Annotated in this window: 15 protein-coding genes and 1 riboswitch; of the genes, 11 read left to right on the forward strand and 4 right to left on the reverse strand. The window is 33.8% G+C overall.

The features are described 5' to 3' along the window. Positions 1-202: 202 nt before the first annotated feature. On the forward strand, positions 203-2,743 hold the full coding sequence (locus tag C0512_RS05960; protein ID WP_290859705.1) for a sodium-translocating pyrophosphatase: 2,541 nt from the start codon (positions 203-205) through the stop codon (positions 2,741-2,743). A 76-nt stretch (positions 2,744-2,819) separates the two neighbouring features. Here C0512_RS05960 and C0512_RS05965 read toward each other — a convergent pair whose 3' ends face one another. Beyond that, the gene (locus C0512_RS05965) at positions 2,820-3,434 is read right to left on the reverse strand and encodes a deoxynucleoside kinase (RefSeq protein ID WP_290859706.1); all 615 of its coding nucleotides are present in this window, start codon (positions 3,432-3,434) and stop codon (positions 2,820-2,822) included. Beyond that, positions 3,434-4,225: a hypothetical protein gene (locus C0512_RS05970; RefSeq protein ID WP_290859707.1), complete on the reverse strand. Its 792-nt coding sequence runs from the start codon at positions 4,223-4,225 to the stop codon at positions 3,434-3,436. Before C0512_RS05970 ends, C0512_RS05965 begins: the two co-directional genes overlap by 1 nt. A gap of 118 nt (positions 4,226-4,343) precedes the next feature. Between C0512_RS05970 and C0512_RS05975 the strand changes: the two genes are divergently transcribed. Both C0512_RS05975 and C0512_RS05980 read left to right on the forward strand, forming a co-directional pair. Continuing rightward, positions 4,344-5,261: a GLPGLI family protein gene (locus C0512_RS05975; protein WP_290859708.1), complete on the forward strand. Its 918-nt coding sequence runs from the start codon at positions 4,344-4,346 to the stop codon at positions 5,259-5,261. Between the two features lie 27 nt (positions 5,262-5,288). Next, positions 5,289-8,015: a carboxypeptidase-like regulatory domain-containing protein gene (locus C0512_RS05980; RefSeq protein ID WP_290859709.1), complete on the forward strand. Its 2,727-nt coding sequence runs from the start codon at positions 5,289-5,291 to the stop codon at positions 8,013-8,015. A gap of 56 nt (positions 8,016-8,071) precedes the next feature. Here C0512_RS05980 and metK read toward each other — a convergent pair whose 3' ends face one another. Further along, the gene (gene metK, locus C0512_RS05985; protein WP_290859711.1) at positions 8,072-9,322 is read right to left on the reverse strand and encodes a methionine adenosyltransferase; all 1,251 of its coding nucleotides are present in this window, start codon (positions 9,320-9,322) and stop codon (positions 8,072-8,074) included. Positions 9,323-9,679: 357 nt separating this feature from the next. Then, positions 9,680-9,784, forward strand: a riboswitch (SAM riboswitch). A gap of 71 nt (positions 9,785-9,855) precedes the next feature. Here metK and C0512_RS05990 point away from each other — a divergent pair. The 6 genes from C0512_RS05990 to C0512_RS06015 all read left to right on the forward strand — a co-directional run bounded on the left by C0512_RS05990 (position 9,856) and on the right by C0512_RS06015 (position 18,779). Further along, positions 9,856-10,845 (forward strand): homocysteine S-methyltransferase family protein, encoded by a 990-nt coding sequence (locus C0512_RS05990; protein ID WP_290859713.1) that lies wholly within the window; start codon positions 9,856-9,858, stop codon positions 10,843-10,845. Further along, entirely contained in the window at positions 10,845-13,535 is a 2,691-nt protein-coding gene (gene metH / locus C0512_RS05995) for a methionine synthase (RefSeq protein WP_290859715.1), read from the forward strand. Before C0512_RS05990 ends, metH begins: the two co-directional genes overlap by 1 nt. A gap of 74 nt (positions 13,536-13,609) precedes the next feature. Beyond that, positions 13,610-14,566: a methylenetetrahydrofolate reductase [NAD(P)H] gene (gene metF / locus C0512_RS06000; RefSeq protein ID WP_290859717.1), complete on the forward strand. Its 957-nt coding sequence runs from the start codon at positions 13,610-13,612 to the stop codon at positions 14,564-14,566. A 78-nt stretch (positions 14,567-14,644) separates the two neighbouring features. After that, positions 14,645-15,730 (forward strand): acyloxyacyl hydrolase, encoded by a 1,086-nt coding sequence (locus C0512_RS06005; RefSeq protein ID WP_290859719.1) that lies wholly within the window; start codon positions 14,645-14,647, stop codon positions 15,728-15,730. A 3-nt stretch (positions 15,731-15,733) separates the two neighbouring features. Then, positions 15,734-16,471, forward strand: a complete 738-nt coding sequence (locus C0512_RS06010; protein ID WP_290859721.1) for a head GIN domain-containing protein — start codon at positions 15,734-15,736, stop codon at positions 16,469-16,471. A 361-nt stretch (positions 16,472-16,832) separates the two neighbouring features. Next, positions 16,833-18,779: a YCF48-related protein gene (locus tag C0512_RS06015; protein WP_290859722.1), complete on the forward strand. Its 1,947-nt coding sequence runs from the start codon at positions 16,833-16,835 to the stop codon at positions 18,777-18,779. 114 nt (positions 18,780-18,893) lie between these two features. On the opposite strand, the gene gldA is transcribed toward C0512_RS06015, so the two are convergent. Next, positions 18,894-19,793, reverse strand: a complete 900-nt coding sequence (gene gldA, locus C0512_RS06020; RefSeq protein ID WP_290859724.1) for a gliding motility-associated ABC transporter ATP-binding subunit GldA — start codon at positions 19,791-19,793, stop codon at positions 18,894-18,896. Between the two features lie 266 nt (positions 19,794-20,059). Between gldA and C0512_RS06025 the strand changes: the two genes are divergently transcribed. Together C0512_RS06025 and C0512_RS06030 are read left to right on the forward strand one after the other, a co-directional pair. After that, entirely contained in the window at positions 20,060-20,893 is an 834-nt protein-coding gene (locus C0512_RS06025) for a prephenate dehydratase (RefSeq protein ID WP_290859725.1), read from the forward strand. 54 nt (positions 20,894-20,947) lie between these two features. Next, positions 20,948-22,030 (forward strand): bifunctional 3-deoxy-7-phosphoheptulonate synthase/chorismate mutase type II, encoded by a 1,083-nt coding sequence (locus tag C0512_RS06030; RefSeq protein ID WP_290859727.1) that lies wholly within the window; start codon positions 20,948-20,950, stop codon positions 22,028-22,030. Positions 22,031-22,047: the final 17 nt, after the last annotated feature.

Below are 22,047 nucleotides of genomic sequence, written 5' to 3' on the forward strand. Positions count from 1 at the left end.
TTCAAGTTTATTAAAAGAAAGGAAATTACAGAAAACTTCCGGATACCAATAATTTTACTATAAAAGGTTCATTTGGGTTCTATTTTTAAGTTAATTTTTACTTTATATATCTATTAAGCAATATTCTATTAAGAATGTTGCTTTTTTTTATTCCTATTTTGTTACTTTTGCAACCGTTAAAAAAATTATAAAATACATTTTTATGGATTCAATTATGATTTATGTGCCAATAGTGATGGCATTAATAGGATTAGCTTTTATGGCTTTCAAAAGAGCATGGGTTTTAAAACAAGATGCCGGTGATGGTAAAATGAAAGAGATTTCAGATTACATCTATGAAGGAGCTTTGGCTTTCCTGAAAGCAGAATACCGATTATTAGCCATATTTGTTGTTATTGCAAGTGTTGTTTTGGCCGGTATAACTTTTTTACCTGGCGTTAAAACTCACTTATTAATAGTGGTTGCATTTGTTTTTGGAGCTTTCTTTTCTGCTTTAGCAGGAAATATGGGGATGAAAATTGCAACTAAAACTAACGTAAGAACTACTCAAGCGGCTCGTACAAGTTTACCTCAAGCCTTAAAAGTATCTTTTGGAGGCGGAACAGTAATGGGATTAGGAGTTGCAGGTTTAGCTGTTTTAGGTTTAACCGCCTTTTTTATTATTTTCTTTAACATTCTTTCCGGAGGTGTTTGGCAAGATACTGAAGCGATGACTGTGGTTCTTGAAACATTAGCCGGTTTTTCTCTTGGAGCTGAATCGATTGCATTATTTGCTCGTGTTGGTGGTGGTATTTATACCAAAGCGGCCGACGTTGGAGCTGATTTAGTTGGAAAAGTAGAGGCAGGTATACCTGAAGATGATCCAAGAAATCCTGCTACTATTGCAGATAACGTAGGTGATAACGTAGGTGACGTTGCCGGTATGGGTGCCGATTTATTCGGTTCGTATGTTGCAACTGTCTTAGCAGCTATGGTGTTAGGTAATTATGTAATCAAAGATATGGGCGGAAACATTGTTGATCAAGGTTTCGGTGGAATTGGCCCAATTTTATTACCAATGGCAATCGCCGGTTTCGGAATCTTATTTTCAATCATCGGAACGATGTTGGTAAAAATCAATAGTAATGATGCCAAAGAAAAACAAGTTCAAGGTGCTTTAAACGTAGGAAACTGGGTTTCAATTGTTTTAACTGCTATTTCTTGTTTTTTCTTAGTACAATATATGTTACCTGAGGTAATGACCATGAAATTCTTCGGAGAAGAAGCTCAAGAAATTTCTTCACTTAGAGTGTTTTATGCTACTTTAATTGGATTAGTTGTGGGTGGAGCTATTTCATCTGTTACAGAATATTATACCGGACTTGGTACAAAACCAGTATTGGCAATTGTTCAAAAATCGTCAACTGGAGCTGGAACAAACGTAATTGCTGGTTTAGCTACAGGGATGATTTCTACTTTTCCAACCGTATTATTATTTGCGGGTGCAATTTGGACATCGTATGCTTTAGCGGGTTTTTATGGAGTTGCTCTAGCGGCATCTGCTATGATGGCTACAACAGCAATGCAATTAGCAATTGATGCTTTTGGTCCTATTTCTGATAATGCAGGAGGAATTGCTGAAATGAGTGAATTACCTAAAGAAGTTCGTACGCGTACAGATATTTTAGATTCTGTGGGTAACACAACTGCTGCAACAGGAAAAGGTTTCGCAATCGCTTCTGCTGCGTTAACTTCGTTAGCTTTATTTGCTGCTTATGTAACTTTTACAGGAATTGATGGAATTAATATCTTCAAAGCTCCGGTATTAGCGATGTTGTTTGTAGGGGGTATGATTCCGGTTGTGTTTTCTGCATTAGCAATGAATTCAGTTGGAAAAGCGGCTATGGACATGGTATATGAAGTACGTCGTCAATTCAAAGAAATTCCGGGAATCATGGAAGGAACCGGTAAACCAGAATATGGCAAATGTGTGGAGATTTCTACAAAAGCTGCATTGCGTGAAATGATGTTGCCTGGTATCTTAACCATTGGTTTTCCTATCGCAATTGTATTATTAGGGAAGTTAGTTTATGCGGATAATAATCAATTAATTGCTGAAATGTTAGGTGGTTATATGGCTGGGGTAACCGTTTCCGGTGTTCTATGGGCTGTTTTCCAAAACAACGCCGGTGGTGCATGGGATAACGCTAAAAAATCTTTTGAAGCGGGTGTTATGATTAATGGTGAAATGACATATAAAGGTTCCGATGCTCACAAAGCAGCCGTAACAGGAGATACTGTTGGTGATCCATTTAAAGATACTTCTGGGCCATCTATGAATATTTTAATTAAATTGACTTGTTTAATAGGTTTAGTAATTGCCCCAATTTTAGGTAATGGTCATGCCGATGAAGCAAATATGCCTTGTTGTTTTACTGATGCTAAAACTGAAATGACTTGTGCTCAAGGTAAATGTGATTTGTCTAAATGTGCCACGATGACCAAGGATGAATGTGCAGCTATGTGCGAGAAAAATGGTTGTTCAGAGGAATGTAAAGCAAAATGTTTGTCTCAATATGATGCAGAAGGAAAGTATGTTGGTGGTTCAAATGAAAAAGTTTCAAAAGATGTTAGGGTTGAAATAATCAAAACAGATGAAACGGCAAAAGCGACAGTTACAACAACTGTAAATGGCCAAACTGAAACGCAAACTTTTGAAGGAACAGAAGCAGAAGTGAAAGCTAAGATTGATGCTTTGAAATAATAGTTAAAGTTCAAGTATAAAAAATGCCTCATAAATTTATGAGGCATTTTTTTATATGTAAATTATTGTGTTCGTTCTAAAATAAACCATTTAGTTCAGCATCAATTCGGTTAAGAATCATCCCTAAATCTTCCGGATTGTCAACAAAATTGATATTGTCAACATCAATAATTAAAAGTTTTCCTTTATCATAACTTTGAATCCAAGCTTCATAACGTTCGTTTAGTCTACTCAAATAATCAATCGAAATGGTGTTTTCATATTCTCGGCCTCTTTTGTGAATCTGATTCACTAAATTTGGAATAGAACTTCTTAAATAGATTAACAAATCAGGTGCTTGAACCATGCTTTCCATCAACTCAAACAACGATTTATAGTTGTTAAAATCACGATTTGTCATTAAACCCATGGCGTGTAAGTTAGGAGCAAAAATATGTGAATCCTCATAAATTGTTCTATCTTGAATGATTTTCTTTCCACTTTCACGAATTTGTAAAACTTGACGAAAACGACTGTTTAAGAAATAAATCTGTAAGTTAAATGACCAACGTTCCATTTGGTGATAAAAATCGTCCAAATAAGGGTTGTCAACGACATCTTCAAAATGAGGTTCCCATTTAAAATGTTTGGCTAATAATCGTGTTAAGGTGGTTTTTCCGGCTCCAATGTTGCCTGCTACTGCTATGTGCATTATGGTAATCTAATTTGGTAAGTACTAATTTCGTTGTCTGTAAAAATAATCAAAAATTGGTCTTTAAACCGAAAACTTTGAAAGGTTTTTTTATCTAATTCGATTAAAGTACTTTTGTCTTCTTTAAGATTATAATAATATAGTTTGTTTTCCCATTGATAAATTACTTCTTTTTCAGATAAAAATTGAATAGAAGTAAAAGCAGGTACTTTTCCTAAGCTAAAAACTTTTCCATAAACATCACAAGAATAAACAAGTTGTGTGTCTTCAATCCAATAAAATTGATTGAAATCTGCTTGGTAATATTGAATAGTTTTTTGAAAAGGTTGTGCTAAGGGTTGATGGGTTAATTTTAACAAATCAAACAAACCCAATTGCATCGTTAACGAATTAAATACCCAAAGTCGATTTTGAGAAGCTAATCCGATGGCTGAAGCAACAATTGTTGTTGAATTTTTTGAAAACAAAATAATTTGGGATTCACTCAATTGATTATCTAAGGTAACGACAGTATTAAAACCTTCATAAAAGAGGACTATTTTTAATGGATTTTGCGAATCTACTTTACTGATTTTTCCCAAATAAAGATTCTTGTATTGAAATAATTCAGCACCTTTTTGTTTGTAGAAAACATTGTTTTTGATGTAGTAATGAAATCCGAAAATATCAGAATCAATGTATTCATTCGCTTCAATCGCAGTTGATGAAACAAATTGAGGGATTATTTTTTTCTCCTGTCCGGTAACGGAAATAAAAAATAAGAAAAAAAACGAGAATTGAACTAACTTCATAATGGCTAAAGTACAATTAAACTGTCGAATATTAAAATGGTATATTTAACAAAACATTGGTAACAAAAATCTAATAAACTCGTCATATTTGTTTTGTAAAACTATAAAACGTTTAAAAATGAAAACAATTATTGTCACCTTGCTTACATTGTTCACCGCGGTTATTAGTGCATTTGCCCAAGATTTTCAAGGAATGGCGGTGTATGAATCTAAAACAAGCACAGCTGATTTTAAATCTAATTTTGCCGGAAATCGGGATATTACACCGGAGATGCAAAAAACGATTGAAGAACGTATGAAGCAAATGTTTGAAAAAACATTCATATTAAATTTTGATAAAAATGCATCAATTTATAAAGAAGAAGAAAAATTAGACGCACCCGGACAAGGTGGTGGAATGAGAATGATGTCAAACATGATGGGCGGAGGCGGAACTCACTATAAAAACGTGAAAGAAAAAATATTTACCGTGGATAAAGAATTTTTCGGGAAAGAATTTTTGGTTAAGGATACGTTGCCAAAATTAGCATGGAAATTAGAAGGAGAAACGAAACAAATTGGGAACTACACATGTTTTAAAGCCACAGCTGTTCGGCCCGTAAGTCAGTCTGATTTTAAAAATTACAGAAGAAAAACAGAGGATAAAAAGGAAAGCGATAAAAAAGAAGAAGTTAAAGTGGAGGGTAAAACAGAAACTACAAAAACCACTAATTTGACTGATGGTTGGGATGTACCGAAAGAAATTGTTGTTACAGCTTGGTATACGCCGGATATTCCAATTAACCAAGGGCCTGAGAATTATTGGGGCTTACCGGGTTTAATTTTAGAAGTTAATGAAGGAAAAACCATTATTTTATGTTCAAAAATTGTGATGAATACCAAAGAGAAAAAAGAAATCAAAGCTCCCTCAAAAGGAAAAGAAGTTACTCAAGCTGAATATGATAAAATTGTAACCGAAAAAATGGCAGAAATGCGTGAAATGAATCAAGGACAAGGTGGCGGAAGAACCATGCAATATAGAATGGGCGGACAATAATTTAAATCAAATTCAATTTTTTTAGGAATGACTAAAAAACTACTTTTTCTTTTTTTACTTACTTCATTAATTGTTCAAGGTCAAACCATTCGATTAGAAGGTGTTGTTCAGGATACATTGCGAAAACCGCTTGAAATGGCTAATGTGATGGCTATTAATCAAGAGACAAAAGCAATGGATTCGTATGGAATAACCAACGATAAAGGACGATTTCAACTCAATCTAAAGCCGAATTCTAATTATAAAATAAAAATCAGCTACATTGGTTTTCAAACCTTAGATGTTTCAATTGAAACAAAAACCGAAAATTTTCAAAAGGCATTTACTTTAAAAGAGGGAGATGTAAATTTAGAAGGTGTAGAAGTGGTTCATGAAATGCCGGTTTCCATCAAAGGAGATACTATTATTTATAATGCTGATTCCTTTAAAACCGGAACAGAAAAAAAACTGGAAGATGTGTTGAAAAAACTCCCGGGAGTTGAAGTAAACGCTGACGGTGAAATTGAAGTAGAAGGTAAAAAAGTAACGCAATTACTCGTTGATGGGAAAAAGTTTTTTGAAGGTGACACAAAGTTAGGAGCCAAAAATATTCCGTCTGATGCTGTAGATAAAGTACAGGTTTTAAGAAATTATTCGGAAGTTAGCCAGTTGCGTGGATTAGAAAATAATAACGATGACATCGCAATCAATATCAAACTTAAAAAGGGGAAAAATAAATTCTGGTTTGGAGATATTTCTGCCGGAATTGGTCCTGATGAGCGTTATATAATCAATCCAAAATTGTTTTATTACAGCCCGAAAACAAGCATCAATGTTTTGAGTAATTTCAATAATATTGGCGATGTACCCTTTTCTTTGAGGGATTATTTTAGATTGACAGGCGGTTCTCGAAACACGATTGGTAGAAATGGAACTAATTTCAATGTTTCTTCTAATGATTTAGGTATTTCTACTCAACGAAACGACCGGGCAGAAGAAATTGATACAAAATTTGGGGCTGCAAACGTAACCCAACAAATGTCTAAAACTTGGAATCTAAGTGGATTTGCCGTTATTTCATCTGATAAAACAAAGATGAATACACAATCAAGAAATGAGTATTATGAGCCAAATTCTACTGAAGTCGAAACAAAGGAAAACAGAAGTGACATTTCTAATTTGACTAACAATTTGGCTATTTTTAAAATTGGTTCAAAATATAAACCTAGTGCTAGTTTTCAGTTTGATTATGACATATCCTTAAAGCGTTCAAATCAAGAAGAAACAAATTTGGTAGAAACAACTTCTATTACAAATAATGTAGAAACGTTTAATTCGATTAATTCATTCAAAAAACAAGACCCTTTGTCGTTAAATCAAAGTTTAAATATATTTTGGACACAAAACGAAAAAAGTACTTGGGCATTTGAAGTACAGCATTTATATCAGGATGAAGACCCTTTGTACAATCCAAAATTGGTAAATAATCCGTTTCCATTTCTTGTAGGTTTTGATGATAATCAAAGTTTTTATAACATCAATCAAACCCGTTTTGTCAAAACAAATAGAATTGATGCCAAAGCAGATTATTATTATTCCCTTACTGCTAAAAGCAACTTAAATATCACTGTTGGAAACACTTATTCTTACCAAAGTTATAATTCATCTATTTTTCAAATATTAGATAATGGATCCTCCTTGACATTGGAAGATGAGGCCTATAAAAATGATGTTCGGTATAGTTTTAATGATGCTTATCTAGGAGCACATTATAAATTTATAACCGGTAAATTTACCTTCAATCCGGGAATAAGTTTTCACCAATATACTACTTTTAATGAGCAATTAGAAACAAAAGTGAAAGATGATTTTTCAAGAGTTTTACCTGATGTTTTTGCTCAATATCAATTAAAAAAATCAGAATCGCTGACATATACGTACAGAATGAACAATGTTTTTAGTGATATCAATTCATTTGCTCAAGGATTTACTTTTAGTAATTTTAATTCCATTAACAGAGGAAATCGTATGCTGGAAAATGCATTGCAACAAACTCACGCCCTACGATATTTTAAATATAATTTGTTCAATTATACGACGATTTTCGGAAATTTAAATTATGTAAAAACTACAGATCCGGTTATCAATAGAGCTTATTTTAACGGAATTTACCAAACCAGTGAAAAAATGAATGCCGATTTCGAAAATGAAAGCATCAATGGAATGGTAGGTTATCAGCGTTCATTTTTGAAATATTATAAAGGAAATATTGGTTTAAACATGAATTGGTCAAAATTTAATACGCTACGGGTCAATCCATCAAATCCAACTAATCCGGAATTTGATTTTATTCAAACAACAGAATCATTTAGTCAAACGTATCGTGCATCATTGGGGACTCAATTTAAAACTTGGCCAAATCTAGAACTAGGATATACCGTAACGCTTAATGATTACCAGGGAACAACTTTTAAAACGCAACAACCATTTGCAAAGTTAGATTACTTTTTTCTTGATGCTTTTTCTTTTAATGCAGATTATGATTATTATCAATATACAAATTCATCCAAAACGGTAAATAACACCTATGATTTTTTAAACACCAGTTTGAGTTATCGAAAAAAAGAAGCAAAAATGGAATATAGGGTTGGTGTAACTAATTTATTAGATACAAAATCATTAAACGATGACAGTTTTAATCAAACAAGTTTTAGAACTTCAGAATATTTAGTCCAACCAAGATATGTTGTGTTTTCTTTAAAATATAATTTATAAAAAAAACCCTGACTATATAAATATTCAGGGTTTTTCTATAAATAATTGGCTTTGAATTATAATCCAAAGGCACTTTTCACTTGATTGACAAAATCTAATTTTTCCCAAGTAAACAATTCAACAGTCATTGTTTTATCTTCACCATTTGGCAGTTTAAACGTTTTGGTAACTGTCTCCGGTGTTCTTCCCATGTGGCCGTAAGCCGCAGTTTCACTGTAAATAGGATTTCTTAATTTTAATCGTTGTTCAATAAAATAGGGACGCATATCAAAAATTTCTTCAACTATTTTACTGATTTCTCCATCTTTTAAATTTACTTTTGATGTGCCATACGTATTCACATTGATAGAAGTTGGTTTTGCAACGCCAATGGCATACGAAACCTGAACTAAAATCTCGTCACACAATCCTGCAGCAACTAAGTTTTTAGCAATATGACGAGTTGCGTAAGCAGCAGAACGGTCAACTTTTGATGGGTCTTTCCCTGAAAATGCTCCACCACCATGAGCTCCTTTACCGCCATAAGTATCTACGATAATTTTTCTGCCGGTTAATCCTGTATCTCCATGTGGTCCACCAATTACAAATTTACCGGTTGGATTAATGTGATAAGTAATATTATCATTGAAGAAATGAGCATATTGAGGATATTTTGCTTTTATTCTCGGAATTAAAATCGAAATTAAATCATTTTTAATTTTAGCTAACATTTCCGCTTCAGGAGCAAAATCATCATGTTGCGTTGAAATGACAATTGCATCAATTCGTTGAGGTTTGTTATCATCTGAATATTCTAAAGTAACCTGTGATTTTGCATCGGGACGTAAATAAGTAATTTCAGAATTTTCTCTTCTCAAATTTGCCAATTCAATTAATAAGGCATGGGCAATATCTAACGCCAAAGGCATATAATTTTCCGTTTCATTCGTAGCATATCCAAACATCATCCCTTGGTCACCCGCACCTTGCTCTTCTTTACTTGCTCGGTCAACGCCTTGATTAATATCTGCTGATTGTTCATGTATAGCCGAAAGTACTCCACAAGAATTAGCTTCAAACATGTACTCACTTTTTGTGTAACCTATTTTTTTGATAACATCTCTGGCAATAGTTTGAACATCTAGGTAAGTATTTGATTTTACTTCTCCGGCAAGAATTACTTGTCCTGTTGTTACCAAAGTTTCGCAAGCCACTTTTGATTCAGGGTCGAAAGCTAAAAAATTGTCGATTAATGCGTCTGAAATTTGATCAGCTACTTTGTCAGGATGCCCTTCACTCACTGATTCTGACGTAAATAAATAAGCCATAATGTAATTTTTATTAATTAATTAAATTAAAGAAAAAAATGAATTGCAAGGAATGACTAAAGGAGAGTTTCTGCTTTAGCATTTTTTTACGAGGTTGCAATCAGTTCAAATTTTTCCTCTTTATTTCGAGTGCAAATGTATAAAGACTATTTGAATTGAAAAAACAATATTTGATTTTTATGATTTTAATGTATGGAGTTATTTAATCTGTCAAGTTTAATAAAACAGAAAATAAATTTATTAAAACGCAGTATTATAGATTTATAAATTATTTTAATCTTGAAATATAATTATTTTAGAAAATATTTCATAAACTAATTTTTCTTTATACCTTTGACGCGTTCTTATATATGCTGTTTGTTATCACGAAAGCCGGAGGGACTAGACCCTGTGAAAGCTTAGCAACCCTGCAACTTAGTAGAAGGTGCTACATTCTATTCGCTACGGCGAAACAGATAACCACGAGAAATTCTCTCCTTTTCTGATAACATTTATTTTAAAGACCAAATCCTTTAATGGGTTAAAAATAATTTATGTCAAAAATTGAAGAAGAATTAAAAAGTAAAATACTTGTCCTTGATGGAGCCATGGGAACCATGTTGCAACGCTACAATTTCTCCGAAGAAGATTTTCGCGGAGAACGTTTCAAAGATTTTCCACATCCATTGAAAGGAAACAACGACTTACTTTCCATTACCCAACCGGAAGCTGTAAAAGCTGTTCATCGGGCCTATTTCCTAGCGGGTGCGGATATTGTAGAGACCAATACATTTTCAGGAACCACTATCGGAATGGCCGATTACCATTTAGAAGATTTGGTTTATGAACTCAATTATGAATCTGCCAAAATCGCTCGAGAAGTTGCTGATGAATTTACCGACAAACCTCGCTTTGTAGCAGGTTCTATCGGACCAACCAATCGAACCGCTTCCATGAGTCCGGATGTAAATGACCCTGGATTTCGTGCTGTAAATTTTGATGAATTACGAATTGCTTACAAACAACAAGTGGAAGCTCTCATCGATGGTGGATGTGATGTATTATTGGTAGAAACAATATTCGACACATTAAATGCCAAAGCAGCTCTTTTTGCCATCGAAGAAGTCAAAGAAGAACGTAACCTCGACATTCCGGTTATGGTTTCCGGCACAATCACCGATGCTTCCGGACGTACACTTTCCGGTCAAACCGTGGAAGCTTTTTTAATTTCAATTTCACACATTCCATTGCTAAGCATCGGATTCAATTGTGCGTTAGGTGCCGACCAGTTGAAGCCTTACTTGAAACGTTTGGCGATGAATACACAGTTAAATATTTCAGCTCATCCCAATGCAGGTTTGCCTAACGCTTTCGGACACTATGACCAAACTCCCGAAGAAATGCAAGCATTAATCCGTGAATATTTACAAGATAATTTGGTAAATATTATCGGTGGCTGTTGCGGTACAACTCCGGAACACATTAAATTGATTGCCGAAGTTGCCAACGAATTTAAACCCAGACAAATTTTAGAAAAGATATAATGCCTGAATCAGATTGTAAAAAATATTTAAAACTTTCAGGATTGGAACCGTTGATTGTATCTCCGGAATCCAATTTTATTAATGTGGGCGAACGAACCAATGTGACAGGCTCTCGAAAATTTCTTCGCTTAATCAAAGAAGAGAAATACGATGAAGCTCTTGACATTGCCAGAGCACAAGTAGAAGGTGGAGCTCAAATTATTGATGTCAATATGGACGAAGGAATGTTGGATGGCGTTTTTGCCATGACCAAATTCTTAAATCTGATTGCAGCCGAACCCGATATTTCGCGAGTTCCTGTGATGATTGACAGTTCCAAATGGGAAATCATCGAAGCCGGATTAAAAGTGATTCAAGGAAAAGGTGTCGTAAATTCCATTTCCTTGAAAGAAGGTGAAGCAATTTTCATTCATCATGCCAAGTTGGTCAAACGATATGGAGCTGCTGTAATTGTGATGGCTTTTGATGAAAAGGGTCAAGCAGATACGTATGAAAGACGTATTGAAATCTGCAAAAGAAGTTATGATATTTTAGTTGATAAAGTTGGATTTCCAGCCGAAGACATCATTTTTGACCCAAATATTTTCCCGGTTGCAACCGGTATGGAGGAGCATAAACTAAATGCGTTAGATTTTTTTAGAGCTACTAAATGGATTCGTGAAAATCTACCGTTTGCCAATATTTCCGGCGGGGTAAGTAACGTTTCTTTTTCTTTCCGTGGAAACGATAAAGTACGAGAAGCCATGCATTCGGCTTTCCTTTATCACGCTATTCAAAATGGAATGACAATGGGAATTGTAAATCCGGAAATGCTTGAGATTTATGATGAAATTGATCCTATTTTATTAGAACACGTTGAAGATGTTTTATTAAATCGAAGAGAAGATGCTACTGAAAGACTTTTGGAATTAGCTGAGAGCTACAAAGGCGATTTCAAAGTCAATGAAAAAGCCATTCAAGAGTGGCGAAATGGTTCTGTTCAGGAACGATTGACGCATTCTTTGGTGAAAGGAATTAATGAATTCATTGAAATTGATGTCGAGGAAGCAAGAATAAATGCTACAAAAGCGATTGAAGTTATCGAAATCAGTTTAATGGCAGGAATGAATGTGGTGGGTGATTTATTCGGGAGTGGAAAAATGTTTTTACCACAAGTAGTTAAATCTGCCCGAGTGATGAAAAAAGCTGTGGCTTATTTGCTTCCATTCATTGAAGAAGAGAAAGATTCAACCGCATCATCATCTGCAGGAAAAGTATTGATGGCAACAGTGAAAGGTGATGTGCACGATATCGGTAAAAATATTGTAGCAGTCGTTTTAGGGTGTAACAATTTTGAAATCATCGATTTAGGCGTAATGGTTCCGCCGGAAAAAATAATTGAAGTCGCCATTCGTGAAAAAGTGGACATCATTGGTTTAAGTGGGTTAATTACGCCTTCCTTGGATGAAATGGTCTATTTAGCCAAAGAATTAGACAAGTTAAACATCAAAATCCCAATCATGATTGGTGGAGCAACTACTTCTCGTGCTCATACCGCAGTTAAGATTGCACCAGAGTACCGCGAAACAGTAGTACATGTAAACGATGCATCAAGAGCCGTAACCGTGGCTACAAATTTATTGCAACCGGAAACCAAGAATAGTTATGCTAAAACTGTTCGTGAGGACTATGACCAACTTCGGGAAGGTTATTTGAACAGAAGTAGAGAAAAGAATTTTTTATCAATAAACGAAGCCAGAAAAAATAAATTACAACTCGATTGGAAAAATTATCATCCAACGAAACCCAATTTTATTGGAACCAAAGTTGTTGATGTTGAATTGTCCGAATTAGTTGATTTTATAGATTGGACACCCTTTTTCCAATCATGGGAATTATTTGGAAAATACCCGACTATTTTAACCGATGAAGTGGTTGGCGAACAAGCCACTCATTTATTTGCCGATGCACAAAAAATGTTGCAACAAATCGTTTCAGAAAAATGGCTAGCTGCCAAAGGAATTCTCGGAATTTATCCGGCAAATTCAATTAATGATGATGACATAGAAGTAACCTGCTCCCGAAGCTTCGGGATGCAACCCGCAACCTTTTTAACTCTTCGTCAACAAAGTCAAAAAACAGCCGGTGCTCCAAACATCGCATTAGCCGATTTTATTGCTCCGAAGGAAAGCGGAATTCAAGATTATTTCGGTTGTTTTTGTGTCACCACCGGTTTTGGTGTGGATGAAAAAGCATCAGAATTTGAAAAACAATTAGACGATTATAATTCCATTTTGGTGAAAGCCTTGGGCGACCGACTGGCAGAAGCTTTTGCTGAATATTTGCATCTAAAAGTGCGAAAAGAAATTTGGGGTTATGCCTCGGATGAAAAATTATCGAAGGAGGATTTAATCAAAGAAAATTACACAGGAATTCGTCCCGCTCCGGGTTATCCCGCTTGTCCGGATCATTTGGAAAAACCTACGATTTGGAAACTATTAAATGTAGAAGAAAAAATAGGCGTAAGATTGACTGAAAGTATGGCAATGTGGCCGGCATCTTCCGTTTCGGGTTATTATTTTGCTCATCCGGAAAGTAAGTATTTCGGTTTAGGAAAAATTAAAATAGACCAAGTAGAAGATTACGCCAAACGAAGAAATATAAGTACAGAAATGGCGATAAAATGGCTTTCGCCGAATATCGCAGATTAATTTGGTTATGGTTGCGAGTTGCGGGTTCAAAGTTAACCTTCAGCTCGCAACTCGCAACTCGCAATTTTAAAATTATGAAAGTAACCCAACATATCGAAAACGCCAACGGAAAACCTTTATTTTCCTTCGAAATTTTACCGCCTTTAAAAGGTCAAAATATTCAATCCATTTTTGATTCCATTGACCCGTTGATGGAATTCAATCCACCTTTTATTGATGTAACCTATCATCGGGAAGAATACGAATTCAAAGAATTACCGAGCGGATTATTACAAAAGAAAATTGTAAAAAAACGCCCGGGAACGGTTGGAATTTGTGCCGGAATTCAAAATAAATATGATGTAGATGCCATTCCGCATATTTTGTGTGGCGGATTTACTAAAGAAGATACCGAGAATCTATTAATCGATTTAGATTTTCTGGGAATTGACAATGTAGTAGCCCTTCGTGGTGATGCGTTGAAAAATGAAACCTACTTTAGACCTGAAAAAGAAGGAAATGAATATGCAACAGAATTGGTGTCACAAATCAGTAATTTGAATAATGGGATTTACTTGGATGAAGATTTAAAAAATTCAGCTAAAACTAATTTTTGTATTGGTGTGGCAGGTTATCCTGAAAAACACATGGAGGCACCAAGTTTAGACAGTGATATTCACTTTTTGAAACAAAAAATCAAAAATGGAGCTGATTATATCATTACACAAATGTTTTTTGACAACAACAGATTCTTCGATTTTGTTAAAAAATGTAGAGCAGCAGGTATTACTGTGCCTATTATTCCGGGTTTAAAACCGATTGCTACCAAAAAACAATTGAATTTAATTCCGCATCGCTTTAGTATTGAATTGCCGGACGATTTAATAATGGCTATTGTAAAAGCTAAAGATAATGAGGATGTTAAACAAATTGGTATAGAATGGTGTTTGCAACAAAGTAAAGAATTAGTGGCGGCGGGAATTCCGGTGTTGCATTATTATTCGATGGGGAAAGCAGAAAATATCAAATCCATCGCAAAAGAAATTTTTTAATTCATAACTCAGCATTAGAACGCTTTAAAATTTCCGAACCAAATATATTCTGTTATATTTGTCGGAATTACTTTTAGAATGAGGAAATTTTATTTTGTTTTGCTGCTTTTTTCGGCATCTCTTTTAGCTCAGGAAAAAACAGAAACTACGGCATTGGATGTGCATTATTTTACCGGTAATGTAATGCCTCATACCGATGATTTACAGCACTTTCTTAATGGTCATCCGGATGGTGTTTTAGTTAGTTTGTACAAAAAAACATACGGCTACGAAGAATGGGAAAGAGAATTTGACTTTCCGGATTATGGAGCTTATTTTATTTATCAGGACTATAAAAATGATATTTTAGGTAAAGTTTATGGTGTTGGAGCTCAATATCATTTCTATTTTTTGAATAGAAAAGTATATTTCAAAATAGGGGAGGGAATTGCATATACAACCAACCCACACGATAAAGAAACCAATAGTAAAAATTCAGCATTTGGGTCTAAATTTGTAGCTAATACTAATTTTGCCATAAATTACAAAACGCGTCTTTTTGATAAGGTTGATTTTCAGGCTGGATTACTATTTACTCATTTTTCAAATGGAAGAATTAAGTCTCCTAATAGTGGGGTCAATGCGTATGCAATAAATGTCGGTGTTTCTTATAACTTTGAGGAACCATTAGAAAAACAAATTGATACCCTTCCAAAAGTTAAATTTATAGAACCAATAAAATATAATGTTGTTTTAAGAACGGGAATAAGTGAAAGTCCAATAATTGCGAGTGGTCAAAAGCCATTTTTTCACGTTGGTTTTTATGCTGACAAACGCTTAAGCAGAAAAAGTGCCATTCAACTTGGAACAGAAATTTTCTTAACGTATTCGTATAAAGAATTTATAAAATACCAATCAATTGCTTATCCTGAAGAGAATGTAACAACCGATACAGATTTTAAAAGGGGAGGTATTTTCGTTGGATATGAATTATTTATAAACCGAATTTCACTCGAAGCACAATTGGGCTTTTATGTTTATCAACCTTATAAATCGGATATTCCTGTTTATGATCGGCTAGGAATGAAATACTATATAACTAAAAAAATATATACTGGATTATCTGTAAAAACACATATTTTTTTAGCAGAAGCAATGGAATTTGTTGTTGGTGTAAGATTATAATTTATGAAAAAGATATTTTTTATCAGTGTTGTTTCATTTTTACTTTTCAGTTGTGAAAAACCCGGAGATTGTATAAAATCAACCGGGCAAATGGTCACAAAGGAAATCCCGGCAACGCCATTTGATGTGATTTATGTTTATGCCGGAATTGGTTTAGTAGTTAAAGAAGGGCCCGAATATAAAGTTGAAATTCGTTCAGGTGAAAATTTGATTGATGATATTTCAGCTGTTTTTCAAGAGAATGTATTGACATTTAGAGATAATACAACTTGTAATTGGGTACGCGATTATGGGGAAACCACTGTTTTTATAACTGCTCCAAATATTGTTGAAATTCACTCGAGAACCGAACAGGAAATTAAATCGGATGGAATAATTACCTTCCCAATTTTACGGCTTATTTCAATGGATTTAAGTGAAGGTGCAGGAACGGGTGATTTTATCTTTCAACTTGATAACGGACAATTAGTGATTGAGAATAATAATGTTTCGAGGTTTTATATTTCCGGAAAGACACAAGAGGCCTTACTCAATTTTTATGATGGAAATGGTCGTATTGAGGCACAAAATTTAGAAATAAAAAACGTGCAACTATTTCATCGTGGTTCAAATGACATGCATATTAATCCAATTGAAAGTGTCGAAGGAGAGCTATTCAGTACCGGTAATTTAGTACTTTATAATGCACCACCAACGGTTAATGTAATACAACATTATTACGGTAAACTTATTTATAATTAGTCTTCAAGAAGAAAATTTGAAATTTGAGTGAGCTATTTTTACTGGTGCATTTTTTCTACAAGCCTTAATCATCAAAAAAATTAATTAATCTATATTTAATTTTAAAAAAATAACCCTTTTATTTGGAAACATATTTAAAATTGAGTAACTTTATTGTAGAGTTTTGATGGCTCTTGTCCTGACTATCATGAATTTAACAAGCTATATAAAGCTATTTTAAATTTAACTTTTTTTGGTCAATTCTTAGACCGACCATCTTATGATATCACTTATTACATTATAAGTGGAATCCAGAGACCACACTAAAAAACGGGGTAGATCCGAAAAACCATACGAGTAGGAAGATTTAAAATTTATCAACGTGAAAAATTTTATTTTACTTTTAGGGATGATAATCACCGGATTATCAAATTTTGATGCTTTTAGTCAAGGAGGTTGGTACTTACAAAACAATCCAACTACGAATGAAGGGCAATCTACAAAATTTGTAAGTGCTACTGAAGGATGGATAAATCTATCCTCAAATGCGTTACTTCATACCACAAATGGAGGTGCCAATTGGAATGTAGTAGTACCTAATGCTACTGATATATGCTTTGGATATGATGCAACTGGAAAAACATTGAGTTTTATCAATTCATCAACGGGATGGGTTATGAAAACACTATCAAATGCTAATCAAGATGCACTTGGTGCTGTTGTATACAAAACAACAAATGGTGGTGCGACTTGGAATCGAACCGTAGTTTCGAACACACTTGGTGATGTGGGTATTCAATTACAATTTGTTGATGCTAATAATGGTTGGGCTTCAATTTATAATGACAATACACAGGCTATTATATTTAAAAAAACCACCAATGGTGGTGCTACTTGGACACCAACAAATGGAGGCGGTATCTTTAATTTTGTAAATTCAACTACAGGTTGGGCATTTCCAGCTGGCCCAAATATATTACCTCCCTACACTATTTACAAAACAACAGATGGAGGAACTAATTGGACTCCACAATATGTGGATAATACAGCAGGAGAATTAAATTCAATGCATTTTACCGATGCTACTCATGGTTGGATAGTTGGTGAAAATGGAAAAATTTTTAAAACTACAGATGGTGGAACAACTTGGAATGCTTCTGTTTACAATTCTAATTATAGATTTAATCACGTATTCTTTATCAATAATAATGAAGGATGGATTTCTACAAGAGATAATTCAGATGATAATATTCCTTTTATGTTGCACACAACAAATGGTGGTTCAACTTGGTCAACACAAGAATTACCATTTAACTCTAAAGTGTACAGTATGTATTTTTGGGATGCCAATAATGGCTGGGCAACATCTGATTCTTATAATATAAATGAAGAAGATTACCCTGGTCAAATTGCAAAATATTTATATGATCCAGCAGGAACTTACACCAATGCTACTTTAAATGGTCCATGGCTTTTTTTCACAGATGTAACTCCAATTGACCCTTTTAATAACAATTTGAATTATTTTGTTTTTGATGGCAATGGAAATATAACTGACTTTAACGGTTTTGGTGGTCCTTGGATAGGTAGTAGTTATAGTGTAAATTCAAGTGGAGTTCTAAATGGAACAATTACTAACGGAAGTGAAAGTTTCCCTTTTAACGGTCTACTTACTTCCGCTACTGAAGTTACGGCTCAAATAGCTGGACAAAATTGGAGATTACACAAAATTGCAAATCCAGGTGCATTGAAAGATAAAATAACTGGAACATTAACAACTGACGGTTGTGGTTCAAGAGATGTTACATTAAACATTGATAACAACGGAATTATTACTTCTGCCACAGGTTTGACAGGACCAGTTGTTGGAAGAGTTTATACTGACTTAGGTGTTTATATCGGACATATGACTACCGGTGAAGGAAATGATTCACATTGGGGTGAATTATCTATCATGGGATACTATAGTAATAATAATTTAGTTGGTCAGTTGGGATTAGACGATGACTCACAAAATCCAAATTGTACTAATACAACTTCAAACTTAGTTCGCTCTGATAATTTGGGTATTAATGATAACGATGAAGTTAAAAACATCACTATCTACCCAAACCCAAATAACGGTATTTTCTATTTTGAATTGAAAGAACCAAAAGCTAAACTACAAATTGAAATAGTCAATTTTTTAGGTCAAAAAGTATATGAAACAACAATTTTTGATAATATAACAACAAATAAAATATATTTTGAACCTCAGTCAAAAGGAATGTATTTCATCAAAATTTATGATGGTGAAAACATTTACAAAGAAAAAATATTGATTAAATAATATAAGTTAAACAAACAGAAATAAGTTATTTTGTTTAGGTTTTTGATTTAGAAGTTTGCAAAGGGAATTTAGCGATTCCCTTTGTTTTTTATAAAAAAATAAGTTTAAATAGATTTATTTTTTTGTTTTCTCTCTGAAAATCTGCTCTAAGTTCTTGCTTTTTAAATTCAATTGCAAGGTTTTTAAACCATTCTCAGTAGCAAAATCAAATAATTTAGAACGCATATCTTCAGCAGAGATAAAGGTTAATTCCCAAATTAAATCATGTGTGTTTGTAGCCGATTTAAAATTTGGCAACGAAGCCAATAATTCTGTTGAAATAGCTTTGTCAAATTCTACTTCAATCACTTGTTCCTGTTCTTCTGAAATAAGTTTATCCAATTTTTTGTCCGTCACAATTTTTCCGTGATTGATAATAATCACACGGTCGCAAATGGCTTCTACTTCCTGCATGATATGAGTGGAAAGAAAAACTGTTTTGTCTTTTCCGATATTCTTGATGAGTTCTCGGATTTCTACTAATTGATTTGGATCTAAACCTGTTGTGGGCTCATCTAAAATCAAAACTTCAGGATTATGTAATAGTGCCGTGGCTAATCCAACCCTTTGACGGTAACCTTTTGACAATTGACCTATCTTTTTAGTGCTTTCTGGAGTCAATCCGGTTAATTCAATCACTTCTTGGATTCGGGATTTATCAATTTTATACACATCAGCATTAAAGGCTAAATATTCGCGGACATATAAGTCTAAATATAATGGATTGTGTTCCGGCAAATAACCAACTATTCTCTGAACTTCTTTTTTAGATGAAATAACATCTAAGCCGTTTACAGAAGCACTTCCTTCATCAGCTGTGATATACGTTGTCAAAATCTTCATTAAAGTAGATTTTCCGGCACCATTTGGACCTAAAAAGCCAACAATTTCTCCGTTTTTTACAGAAAATGAAATGTTGTCCAATGCTTTTTGATCTCCATAAATTTTAGAAATATTTTTGACTTCAATAGACATAATTACAGATTTACAGCAAAAGTATAGTTTTTTATTTAACTCATTTTTTTTCAGAAAAGTATTTTTGTTAGAATATTTCCCTATATTAGCAAAACTAAATCACAACATAAAGATGATTTCACACAACACGTTTTATTATACTAATTTCTTTTATTTTTTCTTTGGGAAAAAGTCGGGATTGGTATTGTGTTATGTAAGGTAAATTTTTTAATTCAAAACAATATAAATCCCGATTCATTGAGTCGGGATTTTTTTATGCTCAAAATATGGATATTACAATTGCAATTCAGGGAATTAAAGGGTCGTTTCACCATCAGGTGGCTCAAGAATATTTTAAAAAGAAGGGTACTATTTTGGAGTGTAATTCTTTTGAATCCGTTGTGAAATCTATGGTGGAAAGTAAAGCGAATAACGGAATTATGGCATTAGAAAACTCTATTGCAGGTTCAATTATCCCAAATTATGCTTTAATCGATCGAAATAATCTTCATATCATTGGCGAGCATTATTTAGATATTCAATTGGATTTTATGGTCTTAAAGGGACAATCTATAGATGATATAAAAGAAATTCATTCGCACCCCATAGCTTTGTTGCAATGTGGCGTTTTTTTGAGTCAATATCCAACTATTAAATTAGTAGAAAGTAGTGATACTGCGGCTGCGGCACAAAATATAAAACAGAATAATTTAAAAGGCATAGCTGCTTTGGCAAGTCCGGTTGCAGCTCAATTGTATGAATTGGAAACCTTGTTTTCGGCTATTCATACTGTCAAAAGCAATAAAACAAGATTTGTAGTGTTGAAAACAAAAAATAAAGAATTACCCAAAGAAGAAATCAATAAAGCATCTATAAAATTTGAATTAGATGATACTCCCGGAAGTTTAGCAACGGTTTTAAATGTGATGAATAATTGTAAATTGAACTTAACCAAAATCCAATCAATGCCAATTATCGAAAGCCCTTTTCAATATTCTTTTTTTGTGGATGCTGTTTTTGAAAAATACAAGCACTATGAAAAAGCAAAAAAATTATTGGAAATTATGACTACTCATTTTAAGGTTTTAGGAGAGTATAAAAGAGGAAATCAAACGCAATAGATTAATTGAAGAGGAATCAAAAAAACACCTTATTTTTACAACAGAATTATAATTATGGAAAATAAAATTGAATTAAGAACTTGGTTAAACGACTTTAAATTATCACATCCATTAGTGATTGCCGGTCCATGTAGTGCTGAAACCGAAGACCAAGTATTAAAAATAGCTCATGAATTAAAAAATTCAGATGTCAGTATTTTTCGAGCGGGAATCTGGAAACCACGAACCAGACCCGGCGGATTTGAAGGAGTAGGAGCCATTGGTTTAAAATGGTTGCAAAAAGCAAAAGCAGAAACCGGATTACTCATGGCTGTTGAAGTGGCTAATGCCAATCATGTGCAATTAGCACTTGAACATGATATTGATGTGTTTTGGATTGGAGCACGAACAACCGTAAACCCTTTTGCGGTTCAGGAAATAGCGGATGCATTAAAAAACACTGACAAAATAGTGTTATTAAAAAACCCTGTAAATCCTGATTTGTCTTTATGGATTGGTGGTTTGGAGCGGTTATACCAAGCGAATATTCAAAAACTGGGAGTAATTCACAGAGGTTTTTCTACCTATGAGAAAACAAAATACCGCAATAATCCCGAATGGCAAATAGCTATCGATTTGCAAAATAAATTCCCTGATTTGCCCTTGATTTGTGATCCTTCACACATTACAGGTCGGCGAGATATGATTCAGGAAATATCACAACAGGCACTCGATTTAAATTACGACGGATTAATCATTGAAACACATATTGATCCCGATAACGCATGGAGTGATGCGGCTCAACAAGTGACTCCAACTGTTTTAAAACAGATTTTTAAAGACCTAAAAGTTCGAAAAACATCCGATGAAGCCGATGAATTTAATCAACGAATGAATCAATTGCGAACCCAAATTGACGATTTTGATCGAAAGTTATTGGAAACTTTGGGAAGCAGAATGAAAATTGCAGATAAAATAGGAGCATTGAAAAAAGAAAAAAATGTGGCTGTTTTACAAAACAAAAGGTGGCAGGAATTATTAGAAAAAATGATTTTAGATGGCAACCAAAAAGGGTTAAGCGAAGAATTTATTATTCATTTATTCAAAGCAATTCACCAAGAAAGTATCAGTCACCAAGAAAAGATTATCAATTCCTGATTCCTTAAAACTCGTAT

It is taken from the genome of Flavobacterium sp. (assembly GCF_013822155.1).
In the GTDB taxonomy this organism is placed as follows: Bacteria; Bacteroidota; Bacteroidia; order Flavobacteriales; family Flavobacteriaceae; genus Flavobacterium.

What these genes read in the sequence shown, in the direction of transcription:
- metK (WP_290859711.1), bottom strand. Translation starts at nt 9,322, where the DNA reads ATGGCTTATTTATTTACGTCAGAATCAGTGAGTGAAGGGCATCCTGAC.
- C0512_RS05975 (WP_290859708.1), top strand. Translation starts at nt 4,344, where the DNA reads ATGAAAACAATTATTGTCACCTTGCTTACATTGTTCACCGCGGTTATT.
- C0512_RS05970 (WP_290859707.1), bottom strand. Translation starts at nt 4,225, where the DNA reads ATGAAGTTAGTTCAATTCTCGTTTTTTTTCTTATTTTTTATTTCCGTT.
- C0512_RS05990 (WP_290859713.1), top strand. Translation starts at nt 9,856, where the DNA reads ATGTCAAAAATTGAAGAAGAATTAAAAAGTAAAATACTTGTCCTTGAT.
- C0512_RS06010 (WP_290859721.1), top strand. Translation starts at nt 15,734, where the DNA reads ATGAAAAAGATATTTTTTATCAGTGTTGTTTCATTTTTACTTTTCAGT.
- C0512_RS05980 (WP_290859709.1), top strand. Translation starts at nt 5,289, where the DNA reads ATGACTAAAAAACTACTTTTTCTTTTTTTACTTACTTCATTAATTGTT.
- metH (WP_290859715.1), top strand. Translation starts at nt 10,845, where the DNA reads ATGCCTGAATCAGATTGTAAAAAATATTTAAAACTTTCAGGATTGGAA.
- C0512_RS05960 (WP_290859705.1), top strand. Translation starts at nt 203, where the DNA reads ATGGATTCAATTATGATTTATGTGCCAATAGTGATGGCATTAATAGGA.
- C0512_RS06030 (WP_290859727.1), top strand. Translation starts at nt 20,948, where the DNA reads ATGGAAAATAAAATTGAATTAAGAACTTGGTTAAACGACTTTAAATTA.
- C0512_RS05965 (WP_290859706.1), bottom strand. Translation starts at nt 3,434, where the DNA reads ATGCACATAGCAGTAGCAGGCAACATTGGAGCCGGAAAAACCACCTTA.
- gldA (WP_290859724.1), bottom strand. Translation starts at nt 19,793, where the DNA reads ATGTCTATTGAAGTCAAAAATATTTCTAAAATTTATGGAGATCAAAAA.
- C0512_RS06005 (WP_290859719.1), top strand. Translation starts at nt 14,645, where the DNA reads ATGAGGAAATTTTATTTTGTTTTGCTGCTTTTTTCGGCATCTCTTTTA.
- C0512_RS06025 (WP_290859725.1), top strand. Translation starts at nt 20,060, where the DNA reads ATGGATATTACAATTGCAATTCAGGGAATTAAAGGGTCGTTTCACCAT.
- metF (WP_290859717.1), top strand. Translation starts at nt 13,610, where the DNA reads ATGAAAGTAACCCAACATATCGAAAACGCCAACGGAAAACCTTTATTT.